Annotated in this window: 11 protein-coding genes; all 11 read right to left on the bottom strand. The window is 37.0% G+C overall.

Annotation, left to right across the window (positions count from 1 at the left end):
- Positions 1–19: 19 nt before the first annotated feature.
- Positions 20–895: a UTP--glucose-1-phosphate uridylyltransferase GalU gene (gene galU / locus JO943_RS16320; protein ID WP_202741326.1), complete on the bottom strand. Its 876-nt coding sequence runs from the start codon at positions 893–895 to the stop codon at positions 20–22.
- A 12-nt stretch (positions 896–907) separates the two neighbouring features.
- Positions 908–2,782: a nucleoside-diphosphate sugar epimerase/dehydratase gene (locus tag JO943_RS16315; RefSeq protein ID WP_202741325.1), complete on the bottom strand. Its 1,875-nt coding sequence runs from the start codon at positions 2,780–2,782 to the stop codon at positions 908–910.
- 138 nt (positions 2,783–2,920) lie between these two features.
- Entirely contained in the window at positions 2,921–4,099 is a 1,179-nt protein-coding gene (locus tag JO943_RS16310; protein WP_202741324.1) for a DegT/DnrJ/EryC1/StrS family aminotransferase, read from the bottom strand.
- A 25-nt stretch (positions 4,100–4,124) separates the two neighbouring features.
- Complete coding sequence (locus tag JO943_RS16305; protein ID WP_202741323.1) at positions 4,125–4,784, bottom strand: acetyltransferase; 660 nt, start codon at positions 4,782–4,784, stop codon at positions 4,125–4,127.
- Positions 4,781–5,386 (bottom strand): sugar transferase, encoded by a 606-nt coding sequence (locus JO943_RS16300; RefSeq protein ID WP_202741322.1) that lies wholly within the window; start codon positions 5,384–5,386, stop codon positions 4,781–4,783. Before JO943_RS16300 ends, JO943_RS16305 begins: the two co-directional genes overlap by 4 nt.
- Complete coding sequence (locus JO943_RS16295) at positions 5,386–6,621, bottom strand: glycosyltransferase family 4 protein (RefSeq protein ID WP_202741321.1); 1,236 nt, start codon at positions 6,619–6,621, stop codon at positions 5,386–5,388. The genes JO943_RS16300 and JO943_RS16295 overlap by 1 nt, the downstream gene beginning before the upstream one ends.
- Before the next feature lie 4 nt (positions 6,622–6,625).
- Positions 6,626–7,696 (bottom strand): non-hydrolyzing UDP-N-acetylglucosamine 2-epimerase, encoded by a 1,071-nt coding sequence (gene wecB, locus JO943_RS16290; protein ID WP_199949981.1) that lies wholly within the window; start codon positions 7,694–7,696, stop codon positions 6,626–6,628.
- Positions 7,697–7,699: 3 nt separating this feature from the next.
- Complete coding sequence (locus JO943_RS16285) at positions 7,700–8,803, bottom strand: glycosyltransferase (protein ID WP_202741320.1); 1,104 nt, start codon at positions 8,801–8,803, stop codon at positions 7,700–7,702.
- Complete coding sequence (locus JO943_RS16280) at positions 8,800–9,885, bottom strand: hypothetical protein (RefSeq protein ID WP_202741319.1); 1,086 nt, start codon at positions 9,883–9,885, stop codon at positions 8,800–8,802. Before JO943_RS16280 ends, JO943_RS16285 begins: the two co-directional genes overlap by 4 nt.
- Positions 9,886–11,058 (bottom strand): O-antigen ligase family protein, encoded by a 1,173-nt coding sequence (locus JO943_RS16275; RefSeq protein ID WP_202741318.1) that lies wholly within the window; start codon positions 11,056–11,058, stop codon positions 9,886–9,888.
- Positions 11,059–11,107: 49 nt separating this feature from the next.
- Positions 11,108–12,532: an oligosaccharide flippase family protein gene (locus JO943_RS16270; RefSeq protein WP_202741317.1), complete on the bottom strand. Its 1,425-nt coding sequence runs from the start codon at positions 12,530–12,532 to the stop codon at positions 11,108–11,110.
- Positions 12,533–12,538 lie beyond the last annotated feature (6 nt).

The following is a 12,538-nucleotide window of genomic DNA, read 5'->3' as shown; positions in this document are numbered from 1 at the left end:
ACATGCTTGCCCTCAATGATTACAGGGCCAATTCCTTAATCAGGCCCTTAAACTCTGCGCCCAGTTTTGGATGCTCAATCCCATAATGTAACACAGCTTTTAGATAACCCAGCTTGCTACCACAATCGAAGGTCTGACCTTTCATGCGGTATGCCTCAACGGTTTTTGCCTGTTGTAAAGTGGCAATCGCATCTGTTAGCTGAATTTCATTGCCAGCACCACGTGGGGTATTTTCCAGCAGTTCCATGATCTGGGCAGGCAGAATATAACGGCCAACCACCGATAAATTCGAAGGCGCTGTCCCGACTGCCGGTTTTTCTACAATGCCTTGCATCACGATACTCTCACCTTCATTCGGTGAAACCGCGACATCCACAATCCCATACTGATCAACCAGATGATCGGGCACAGCCTCCACCATGATTTGTGCAGCTTGAGCGGCCTCAAAGCGTTGAATCATCAAAGACAGATCATTTTCAGAGGTTGCATTTTTTACTAACACATCAGGCAAAAGCACCGCAAAGGCTTCATCGCCGACAATATCTTTTGCACAAAGTACCGCATGACCCAAGCCCAATGGCTGTGGTTGACGCACACTCACCACGCTGACATGTTTTGGCAGAATGTCAGTGATTTCTTTGAGCAAGTCGAATTTCTTTTTTTGCTCTAACGTCGTTTCCAGCTCAAAATTACGATCAAAATAATTTTCAATTGATGCTTTTGAAGAATGGGTGACCAGAATAATTTGTTCAATTCCCGCTTCAACCGCTTCACGCACTACATATTCGATGGCTGGGCGATCAACAACGGTCACCATTTCCTTGGGAATCGATTTGCTTGCAGGTAGAAAACGTGTACCCAGGCCTGCAACAGGTAAAATTGCTTTTTTGATCATTACTTTCTCAGATTAATTTACTCTAACTTCGCCACTGCGCTTATAGCCATCTACATAATGTTCAAGCTGGGTTAAGGCCCAGTCAACATCATGATCAATTGCAGTCATCTGGCTGATTTTACCAAAGACTTCCTGAATTTCGTCCAATGCAAAATGCTTCTCAAAGGAACGCAGGATACGGGTATGTTCAGTATATTCGGTATTGTCCTGATCAATCAGCAGTTCTTCATACAGTTTCTCGCCTGGACGTAAGCCGCTATAGGCAATTTCGATATCACCATCCAGTGAACCACTTTCTCTCACTTTTAAACCGCTGAGCTTGATCATTTGGCGCGCTAGATCCTGAATTCTGACCGGTTCACCCATATCCAGCAGGAATACATCCCCGCCAGAACCCAAGGCACCTGCCTGAATGACAAGCTGTGATGCTTCTGGAATGGTCATAAAGTAACGGGTCACTTCAGGATGAGTCACGGTAATCGGGCCACCTTTGGCGATCTGTTGCTTGAACAATGGAACAACCGAACCGGAAGAGCCCAATACATTACCAAAACGAACAATACTGATTTGGGTAGCAGGTTTGGTTTCAGCCACGGCCTGACAATACAGCTCAGCCATACGCTTTGATGCCCCCATCACATTGGTCGGACGTACCGCTTTATCGGTTGAGATCAGCACAAAGGTTTCTACACCTTTTTTCACGGCAGCATTCAAGCTGTTTGCGGTACCAATGCTGTTGTTCTTCAATCCCGCAATCGGGTTACATTCAACCAAAGGAACATGCTTATAGGCCGCAGCATGATAAACCGTCTGGATCTGGTATTGTTCAATAATCCGTTCAAGTTTTTGCTGGTCCTGTACCGTTCCCAAAATTGGAACAATTTCACAGGTAGCTGTTTGTCTTAACTCTTTATCAATGTCATATAACGCAAATTCTGTGAGCTCATACAGCACTAACATTTTAGGTTTATTTTTAATAATTTGACGACATAGCTCAGAACCGATTGAACCACCCGCGCCTGTCACCATGACCACTTTATTCTGGATATTTTTGGCAATCAGATGTGAAATCGGTGGCACCGGATCACGCCCCAATAAATCGATAATATCCACTTCCTGGATATCCGAAACCTGGATTTCACCGTCGACCAGACGGGTCAATCCAGGGAGTTCGGTAATTTTTAAACGCGCACTTTCAAACTGCTGAATAATTTCTGTTTTGCGTACCCGCCCCACTGAAGGCAGCGCCAGTAAAATTTCATCGATACGGTCTTTCTTAAAGCGCTGTAAGGCTTTTTCAACCGAATAGACCTTTAAACCACCAACTGTCTGTCCTTGTAAAGAAGTATAGTCATCAATAAAGAATACCGGTAAATGGTCATCTGAACGATGCAAAGCCGCAGCAATTTGCTGACCTGCATCACCAGCGCCATAAATCGCAATGCGTTTACGTCCAATTTCGGAATAGTAAGATGCCTTAATCATAAAGCGAATCACTGCACGGCTGAGCCATACCCAGGCAAACATCATGAAACCATACATAAATGGAATCGACATCGGGATATAGGCTTGCGTACATACATTCAGGACGTACAAGGTGGCCATGGTCAAGGCAACCGCAATCGCCAGCTTAACGATAAAGACTTCGTTAAATGTCCGTACAATAAAATGATAAACACCGGTAAGCGCCAAGCTTATAACCGTAATCAGGCTAACCAGAATAATCCCGTGATCAATACCTGGAATAATGTCTGCGCCTAAATCAAATAAACGGATGACATAGCACAACCATAAAATCACAGGGAAAGCTAAAGCATCCAAAATAATGAGGAAAATTTGCTTAAATTGCCGTGGTGCTGAGGCGAATTGATGAATAATCTTTTTCACGATGATCTTCTGGGTGTCTCGTTTTCAGTCTGATCTTTATACGCATTTCTTATAGAACTAGAAATGACTTTTACATACTGATTACATAATCATAAAAGCAAGAGTCTGACCTCTGATCATCCTCTTGCATTTGCTTTTTTATATGGCTTGAATTGATTCTTTCACATGCTGAATCGCATCAATCGTTTTATCTATACTGTCTTGGCTTAAAGTTGGATGAACCAAGAACATCAAACTGGTCTCACCGAGCTGCTGGGCATTTTGTAAGCGCTGTTCAGGGCGCCATGGTGTGCCGTCAAAGGCATGTTCCAGATAGACTTCCGAACATGAACCACTAAAACACGGTACATTTTGCGCATTAATTTCCTGCATGATGCGGTCACGTGACCAACCTTCAGGCAATGCAGCTAAATTGACTTGGACATAACATTTATAATGAGCATGTATATAGTCATCCGAAGGCAAGTGAACAGTAAAATAAGGAGAACCTTCAAATGCCTTTAAAATTTTCTCTGCATTTTCAGTGCGTTGTTGTGTCCACTCTGCCATACGTGTTAACTGGATGCGACCAATCACCGCCTGCATTTCCATCATACGCCAGTTTGTACCAAATGAATCATGCAACCATCGGAAACCTGGCGGATGTTGCTTGTTATAAACGCTATCATAACTTTTGCCGTGATCTTTATAAGACCACATTTTCTTCCATAGCATTTCATCATTGGTAGTCACCATACCGCCTTCACCACCGGTGGTCATGATCTTATCCTGACAGAATGACCAAGCCGCAATATGCCCAATCGAACCGGCCGGTTTGCCTTTGTATTTGGCACCATGCGCTTGGGCACAGTCTTCAATGACATACAGTCCCTTTTCTTCAGCAAGCTGCATAATCGGGTCCATATCACACATCCAGCCTGCCAGATGCACACAAATAATCGCTTTGGTATTTGGCGTAAGTACTGCTTCAATGGTACGACGTGAAATATTCTGTGAATCCAGTTCTACATCGGCAAATACAGGATTGGCGCCAGCCGTGACAATTGAGCTGGCTGAAGCCAGGAAGGTACGTGAAGTGACAATCACATCATCCCCTGATCCAATGCCTAAGGCTTTTAAAGCGACATCCAGCGCAACGGTACCATTGGTTAAAGCTACTGCATATTGAGTACCGGCAAATCTTGCAAACTCTTTTTCAAACTCCCGACATTCTTGCCCGGTCCAGTAATTTACTTTATTGGAAAGTAATACATCTTTAACTGCGTCTGCTTCTTGTTGGGTAAAACTTGGCCATGGTTCAAATGCAGTATTTAACATTATGATTTCCTAATAAAAATATGTCTTACTTTCTTTCTAAAACTCTTGCAGGGTTACCGACCACGGTTACACCTGCAGGTACACTTTTAGTCACCACCGCGCCCATACCAACGACGGCACCTTTGCCAATCACTAACGGCTTATCGGGTGTGCCCTGTTTAATCACAGCACCTGATCCAATATAGGCATGGTCTTCAATATGGATATTGCCATTACATTTCACACCTGGTGCAAAAGTAACGTAGTCACCAATCACGCAATCGTGCTCAACATAACTGTATAAATTAGCATGAAAGCATTTGCCGATTTTTATGTTTGATGTAATTGAAACAAAAGGGCTTAACGCTGCGCCCTCACCCATCTCAATATTGTCCATCATGACCGTATTATCCGCTTGTACAGTCCATAAGTGAATGGCATCCCTCAAGAGCTGATTGGCGATTTTTTCACGAATCTGGCTATTCGCAATTGCGATCAATACATATTTATCGTCAGCATTTAAATTTTTAAAAGCCTGATAATTGATTGCTTTATGTCCATTAATAATTTTTTCTTCTAGTAAGCTATCATCAATAAAATAAATTTCGGCTGCACTATTCAAGCGCTGTAATTGTTGTCGTGCAACGGGCATCAAACTGCGGCCACAGCCTGACGCGCCATAGATCGCATAGATCGGTTGGCTCATTCCTTTTCTTCCGATGGGGTACCTGTAAACTTTGTCATCGTCGCTTCACCAGCTTCACTGATATCATCTTTAGCAATGACCTTTTTAACCGTTTGCAACATAATTTTAAAATCTAACCAAACTGATCTATTTTCTACATACCAAGTATCCAGTTTAAACTTCTGTTCCCAGCTAATCGCATTCCGGCCATTGACCTGAGCATATCCCGTCATACCCGGACGGACCTCATGGCGTTTTGCCTGTTCTTGATTGTATAAAGGTAAATACTCCATCAAGAGTGGACGCGGGCCTACAACACTCATATCACCTTTAATTACATTCCAGAGTTCAGGCATCTCATCCAGACTGGTCGAACGTAACATCTTGCCAAAAGGGGTTAAACGCTCACTATCCGGTAACGGATTACCCTGCTCATCAATTGCATCTTTCATGGTTCGAAACTTGATCATTTCAAAAGGTTTACCATGCAGGCCTGGACGAATCTGACGAAACAATACAGGTGAACCCAGATTCTTTTTCACTTTATAAGCAACGTAGGCATATAAAGGTGAAAGCAGAATTAGGGCAGTAGAGGCAATAATGATATCCAGTAACCGTTTCATTACTTTTCATCCAATAATATTTTTGATAATTTTTTAGCTAAACTACCATATTCATAAGAATTCACAGCTTCCAGATGACCTCTCTCACCCATTAATTTACGTTCTTCATCTGATAAGCTATATAGCTCTAAAACAGCCTTTATAATTTGCTGTTCATTTTCCGGCTCAACTTGGATACCAGCTTGAGCATCGGCGACCGGTGTATATTGACCGGAGTCGATTGCGTAAATAATGGGTTTACCTGAATAGAGATAGTCAAAAAGTTTATTTGGAGATACACCAAATCTAAATAAAGGGTCTTTAGTCAAGCCTATATAACAAACATCAAAATGTCCCAGCAGGGTTTGAATTTGTTTTTTAGGTATTGCATCTACAAAATATACATTCTTTAAACCCAGATCAGTGACTTTCTGCTGGAGAGTTTCCTTTAATTTACCTTGCCCCACCAAAACAAATGCAATATCTTGATAGTCTTTAAGTTTTTCTGCCGCACCAATGAAAGATTCCAATGCATTGGCAATACCAAACGTGCCCGCATAGCCAACAATAAATTTATCTTTTGGCAATTGTTCTAAGGTTATTTTTTCTAAAGGCGCAGCAGTATCCACTTCTGCTTGAAGAAAACCATTGGGAACCCAAGAAAATTTCTTTAAATCCATTCCACGGTTTTGCATGTGCTGAAAAGAGTTTTTCAGATTAGAAATAATATAATCTGAATTTTTATATGCTCGATCTTCAATCCATTGTAATAATTTGATAAAAGGATGATTTTCCGAATAACCACCTAACTCGCATAAAGTAAGCGGCCAAATATCTCTCACCTCAAAAGCCAAAGGTACTGAAAGATCCTTCGCTAGTTTTTCCGCTCCTAGATAACCGACTAAACTTGGTGAAGAATATAAAATAACATTAGGCGCAGGTAGGATATTCCTTAATTTCAGAATTTTCCAAGCGAAAGAGAACCAGTTTAAAATTCGTTTTTTACTGTGTGCCTCACCATAAGCAGGCATCTTGACCCATACAAAATTAAATCCATCCTGTATGGTTTCAACTTTAAAATTTTCCGAAATCGCTGGGGGAGTTCTAAGCAAATGTGTATAACTTGCAGTAACAAGAAAAACTTCGTATCCCATCTCTGCCAGTGCTTTAGCGAAGTAATAATGCCGCCCCCCTAATCCCGTTTCCGGGGTAGAGGCGTACTGATTAATAATCCAAATCGTTTTATTCTGACTCATAACATTACATACTGGCTAAAACATTGACAATATTTTGTGACGCTTTACCACCACCGTAAAGATTGAAAGGATCTTCAATATTTTTATTTAGCATTGCTTGAGTCAACTCAATAATTTTTTGAGTATCCGCACCCGCCAATACGTTGACACCATTTTCTATCAACTCAACCCATTCGGTTTGATCACGCATGGTAATACATGGTTTTTTAAAGAAAAATGCTTCTTTCTGTACGCCACCACTGTCTGAGACAACTGCGCTGCAATGCTTAAGTAACCAGATCATTTCCAGGTAGCCAACAGGTTCAAGTACAATCATCTCAAGCGCTAAACCAAGAGATTTTACAACTTTCTGTGTACGTGGATGTAAAGGTAGAACTACAGGCTGGATGTGATGGTGAATATAATTTAATGCTTCAATAATCGCCTTTAAGCGTTCAGGTACATCGGTGTTCTCGGCTCTATGCAAAGTGGCCACAATAAATCCTGTTTCAGGAATATGATCCAATACCGCACTTTTTACTGCTTTTTCAGCAAAGAACATAGATGAGTCTTGCATAACATCACCTACATTCAAGACCTTCACAGGCTTGGCATTGAATCCTTCATTATTGAGATTCTTTACTGCTGTATCCGTAGGACAAAATAAGATATCACTGACCTGATCAGTTAAAATTCGATTAATTTCCTCTGGCATACGCATATTAAAACTACGCAAACCTGCTTCAATATGCGCGACCGGAATATGAAGCTTAGAAGCTGCCAACGCACCCGCTAAGGTGGAGTTAGTATCCCCATAAACCATTAAACGATCTGGCTTTTCTTCTAGACAAATTTTTTCAATTGCTTCAAGCATACGTCCCGTCATGGCACCATGACTACCGCTATTAATATCTAATTGATGATCAGGCTTAGGAATGCCTAATTGATCAAAAAAGATATTAGACATATTTTCATCAAAATGCTGTCCAGTATGAATAATTTTTTCCTGTAATTCTGAACTTTTCTGAATTGCAGCTGAGACCACACTTGCTTTGATAAACTGTGGTCGTGCACCAATAACAGTAAGAATTTTCATAACTTATACTCTTTTCTTAAAACTAACTAATGTGTCTTGATAAACTTTTTGCATCTGTTGAGCACATGCTTCCCAAGAAAAATTTTGACGCGCAAAATGCTCTGCATTCATGGCAAACTCATCTCTGAGTTGTTGATCTAACACAAGCTTAATAATCATTTCTGCTGCTTGATCTGGATTTTCTGTTTCTACGATATATCCTGTCTCACCCTGTTTAACCACTTCTGGAAGACCACCGACATTTGAAACTACTACAGGTAAACCCATAGCTTGTGCTTCAAGCACTGCTACACCAAAGCTTTCTTGGCGGCTTAACGCTACATATATATCTAATTTCGCAAGCTCCTGGGGAACAGCATCATGCTCAACCCTACCAACAAAAGTAATAATATGTTCTATACCTAGATTTTCAGCAAGTTGCTGTAACTTGTGCAAATCTTCCCCACCACCAACAATACGAAATTTAATTTTCTCAGCTAATTTGCTATTTTGCTGTTGTAAAAGATTATAAACTTTTGCTAAAGCATGTATTAAAATATCAATACCATATACATGCTTAAGTGTTTTAACCGTACCAACTGTAACGCTACTCTGGTGTCCTTTGCTTATCTGTTTTCGACTAAACTTAGAAAAGTCCACACCAAAAGGAGTAATTGAGATTGGGCGCCCTGCTGCCAGGAACTGTTGTGTCTGATTACGCATAGCAATACTTGTCGAAGCAATCGTATCTGCTGCAGCCAAGTTCTTTTTTAATAAGTATTTATGCAAAGATGAACGTAAAGGAAATTCAAAAACATCACTGCCCCACACAGACAATACATAAGGATGAAAATTCGTTAAGCGTGCAGTTGTACCGTAACCACTTGCATAATGAACATTCAACACATCAGGTTTAAGCTCTTTCAACAATTTCCGTAAAGGAATTGTATTCAAAAAGTATCCTAGAAAACCCTTAAAGGGCAATATATGAACAGGAATATGAGCAGGAAAACTCTCGCCTATGGGTTGTTGAGAAATAACTTGAACGTCTATACCTAAATCTGCTAAATAAGTTACCCATTGAATAGTATGAATACTGCCAGCATTAGATAGAAAAATTACTTTCATAGCTTTATACCCAAATCAGTACATACTTTCTTAGCTCTACTCTCCCAAGTCTCATTTTCTTTAACCCGCAAAACTTGCTGGATTTTGTTATCTACCTCTTCTTTTGTGATATTAGATAATAAATTTATTAATTTATCAGTGTTATATTCAAGCGCCCAACCAATATATTTGTCTTCGACAAAGTTTCCTACTAATGTAGATGATGTACAAATAATAGGTTTATTTCTGCCTATATACTCATATAACTTAAACGGTACTGCAAACTCACGATAATCTCTTGGTTCAACAAATAGAACAGCTAAATGAGAATTATCATAGAGAGTTTCAAGTTCATTTCCACTTTTATGAACTACATGAATATTATCAGGAATTAGACCATATTCATCTTTCACGCTTGCCCAATCATTCTCTCTGGTACAAAGAGTTAAAGAAACATTTGGAAGTACTTTTAAAGCTTCAAATAATTTATGCATTTTGTAATCAGTACCCATGCCCCCTATATAGAGTAAATTCAACTTATCTTCATATTTCGGCTGAACTCGATAATCATTAGTAGAATGCGCAGGCGGTAAAGCATCAATTACATTTTTATTAGAAATTTTTATATATTCACCCATTTTCAATGAAGGTAAATAAAGTTTATCAAGTAGTTTGTTATACATTTTTAGGTCGAAACGATAAAAGAATAGAGCTAGTTGCTTCTTATACCAAGGTAAGTTTTTCCCATAGTCTTCGAACATCCAATAAATATCTCGATAGAATAAACCAATTTTTATATTTTTCTTTTTTAAGAAGGAAAAAAAATTAAAGTCTAGAAAAGGTTTTAGTGGCAAATGATGAGGATCTGTTAAAGCCGTTGGCATAGTTGAACTTTCAGAATATACAAAATTGTATTGATATCCATTATTTATTTTTTGCTTTATATTTTTAATTGCTAAGGCACGCTCATCTGAGTACCCTACAACCAAATCCACATTAAAGCCTAAATCGTAAAAAGCTTGCAATATCTTAACTGGTCGAATTCCACTTGCAGATTTAGCATTTTGATCTAAAGGAAATGGGCAGTGAAAAATAATATTCATTTAAAATGAACCCTCTTTTAATTTAAGATTACTAATACCCATAAAATATGCAATTAAACAAATAACAGGAATACTCATTGCTAAATTATTTTGCAATAAAGTTACTTCAAAATTTTGAATCCAAATCAACCAAACAAATAAGGCATTAACTTTATATATTTCACTATTTTTTCCTTTAAACTTCCATAAAGATCTCCACAGATTAAAGTAAAATACATAAATAAACAAAACCCCAACCACACCAATTTGTAAGGCTGTATGTAAATACATATTGTGGCTAGAAAAATTATAAGAACTTAAATCAGCTAATGTAGATCCGCCACCCCAACCCAAATAAGGTTTTTCTTTAATTAAATCTAAAACAAAAGGCCAAACTTCATTTCGACCAGACATAAGATTTTTATTAGAATAGTCCCTTACCAGTTCATTATATTGAGATAAATCAATATAAATCATAAAATAGATAATAGCGACAGAAAGAAAAATTAAAGACAAAATTATTGACATATAAACTTTCTTAGATTTATAAAATAAATCACCATAAAGTAAAAAAAGGAAACTCCCTATATAAGCTAATAAAGAACTTCTTGAAGAACTTACAAAAACAAAGAACAATCCCACAAAAAATATCAACCATCTTAATTTCTTTGTCCCGACAGTCATCAAACTTAGAAACAAAAGAGTGACATACATACCAAAAGCATTTGCATTAAGAAAAAAGAGCTTAGCTCCTGATATTTCTGGTCGAATTAAATAAAATAGAACTATAGAAATAACAATTAAAGATAACAACCAAAATAAATTCTTCTTAACTGTTTGATTTTTATCTAGCGTACCAACTTTATAGAAGAAAATAAAAGAAATCCCTATTAGAAAAATTAAAAAAGATCTTTGCAAAGAAACAAGTGGACTCATTGAATAAAAAATATTTACAAAATAAATTAAAGCAATAAAAATTAAAGGCAATATTATAAAAAAAACATCTTTATTAATTTTCTTAAATTTATCAATCTGCACTAAAAAAACAAGAAAAATAAAAACTAGAGAAGATAATAAAAACACATCCCCCAATATAATAAACAAACTGAAATCTACAACTTTAAAAAAAGATAAAAACATAAGCAACATTAATATTGAACTTACAGTAATTAAGCCATTATTAACTCTGCTCATATATCACCTCTCACAATAATAAATTTTTTCAAGACAATTTTAATAAAATTCAATAAACTTTCACTAATTTAATTCTAATTTGCTTTATAGTTTTTTTAATTACTTGTTGAAAAACAAACAATCCTATAAAAAACAAAATCAACCAAAAAAGAATTAAAATTAACATATGTTTTTGTAAAAAAAACATACTTGCGATTGAGTATAATATTAACACACCTGTAACCACATATACTTTTATAACAGAAATTTTATGCCAAACTAATTTTGAAAATTCAGTTTTTAAAACAAAAAATATCCAAAAAGCTAGGGCTGTAGAGGCAGTAGCTCCTATTGCTCCATATATAGGAACAAGAAAATAGTTACCTAATAAATTCACAAACATAGCAAATACTGCTGCTATCATAGACAGTTTTGTTTTTCTGGTTAATGAAATTCCAACTGCCGTAACTTCAGATAATGTATATAATAACGGTCCAATCAAACAAGACGTTATTAAAAATTGTATCATCATATACTCATGAGGAAGTAAAAAAGGAATAATCCATGCAAATAAGCCTACTATTACAATAGAAAAATAAATCACCGCTAATATAATTTCAGAAATAGAATTTATTTTACTTATATCAATAGAATTTTCACTTTCCCATTTATACACCATAGGTGACCAAATTGTATTGAAAATACTTGATAATATAGTAACTACTGAAGCAAGACTCATTGTAACCGAATAAATCCCTAACTCTGAATAGGTGGACATAGCTCTAAGAAAGAGCCTACTCATTGCATTTAGCCCCCAAAAAGCTAAACCACCTATTACTAAAGGCAGGCCAAAAATTAATAACTTTTTTAATAAGATTTTATCAACTTTATTATTGAAAATTTCAACCCAATCTTTCCTTGTATTCCAAGAAAAAATTAGAAAAGTAAAAAACATAGATAATACATTGGCGGTTATTAGATTATATGTATTTCGAGCAAAACCAAGCCATACTGTAATTAATATAAAAAATAAAAACAAAACTTTTGCTAATAATTGACTCATCGAAAAAGCAAAAGCACGATCTTGCATTCGAACAACCAATGATAAAAACCGTGATATAAGAGCAACTACAAAACAAATAGCAGTTAAAATACTTAAATATGTATCAGATAACTCATACAACCATATTGATATAATTTTTTCATCATACAAAAACAAAACTAGGAAAAACACTAAGCTTAAAATAAATCCTGGCAATAAAGACATTTTCAATAATAATGATTTATTTTCACTACCATGATATTCTCTTATATAAGCTTGATCTAACCCCAAACAAAATAATAAAATAAAAAAACTAGTGAATACTTGCAACATTGAAACGCGCCCAACGTCATCAATAGAATAAAACCAAGTTATCGCTGGAAGTGTAATAAAACCTAGAATACCCGAGCCTATTGGACCAATTGCATAACCAGTAATTTTCTTAATATTCATAATCTT

This window comes from Acinetobacter sp. 'aerobic (ED)', from assembly GCF_904886855.1.
GTDB lineage: Bacteria > Pseudomonadota > Gammaproteobacteria > Pseudomonadales > Moraxellaceae > Acinetobacter > Acinetobacter courvalinii.
Note: the sequence above shows the minus strand (reverse complement) of the source record. Positions and strands in the feature narration are given on the sequence as shown.

Coding starts and splice junctions, on each gene's coding strand:
- galU (WP_202741326.1), bottom strand. CDS start 895: ATGATCAAAAAAGCAATTTTACCTGTTGCAGGCCTGGGTACACGTTTT.
- JO943_RS16310 (WP_202741324.1), bottom strand. CDS start 4,099: ATGTTAAATACTGCATTTGAACCATGGCCAAGTTTTACCCAACAAGAA.
- JO943_RS16305 (WP_202741323.1), bottom strand. CDS start 4,784: ATGAGCCAACCGATCTATGCGATCTATGGCGCGTCAGGCTGTGGCCGC.
- JO943_RS16300 (WP_202741322.1), bottom strand. CDS start 5,386: ATGAAACGGTTACTGGATATCATTATTGCCTCTACTGCCCTAATTCTG.
- JO943_RS16295 (WP_202741321.1), bottom strand. CDS start 6,621: ATGAGTCAGAATAAAACGATTTGGATTATTAATCAGTACGCCTCTACC.
- wecB (WP_199949981.1), bottom strand. CDS start 7,696: ATGAAAATTCTTACTGTTATTGGTGCACGACCACAGTTTATCAAAGCA.
- JO943_RS16285 (WP_202741320.1), bottom strand. CDS start 8,803: ATGAAAGTAATTTTTCTATCTAATGCTGGCAGTATTCATACTATTCAA.
- JO943_RS16280 (WP_202741319.1), bottom strand. CDS start 9,885: ATGAATATTATTTTTCACTGCCCATTTCCTTTAGATCAAAATGCTAAA.
- JO943_RS16275 (WP_202741318.1), bottom strand. CDS start 11,058: ATGAGCAGAGTTAATAATGGCTTAATTACTGTAAGTTCAATATTAATG.
- JO943_RS16270 (WP_202741317.1), bottom strand. CDS start 12,532: ATGAATATTAAGAAAATTACTGGTTATGCAATTGGTCCAATAGGCTCG.